The following is a 397-nucleotide window of genomic DNA, read 5'->3' as shown; positions in this document are numbered from 1 at the left end:
AGACGGAGACGGAGTCGCCGAGCATCTCCTGGGCGGCGTCGCAGTCCTCCGGCGCCGGGTGTCCGGTGAGGTTGGCGGAGGAGACGGCCATCGGGCCGACCTCGGTGAGCAGTTCGATGGCGACCGGGTGCAGCGGCATGCGCACGGCGACGGTGCCGCGGGTGTCGCCGAGGTCCCACTGGAGCGACGGCTGGTGGCGGGCGACCAGCGTCAGCGCGCCCGGCCAGAACGCGTCGACCAGCTCCCAGGCCATCTCCGAGAAGTCGGTGACGAGGCCGTGCAGGGTGTTCGGGGAGCCGATGAGGACGGGGCTGGGCATGTTGCGGCCGCGGCCCTTGGCCTGGAGCAGGTCGCCGACGGCCTCGGAGCTGAACGCGTCGGCGCCGATGCCGTACAC

The 397-nt window shown here is 72.8% G+C and carries 1 protein-coding gene; it reads right to left on the bottom strand.

The window, feature by feature from the left end; translation table 11 throughout:
• Positions 1–397, bottom strand: a 397-nt coding sequence (locus LPA54_RS41210; RefSeq protein ID WP_228985508.1) for an L-threonylcarbamoyladenylate synthase, incomplete at both ends; no start/stop codon positions are given.

It is taken from the genome of Streptomyces sp. DH12, from assembly GCF_020873895.1.
Lineage (GTDB): Bacteria > Actinomycetota > Actinomycetes > Streptomycetales > Streptomycetaceae > Streptomyces.
This window is presented reverse-complemented; position numbering and strand designations above follow the sequence as displayed.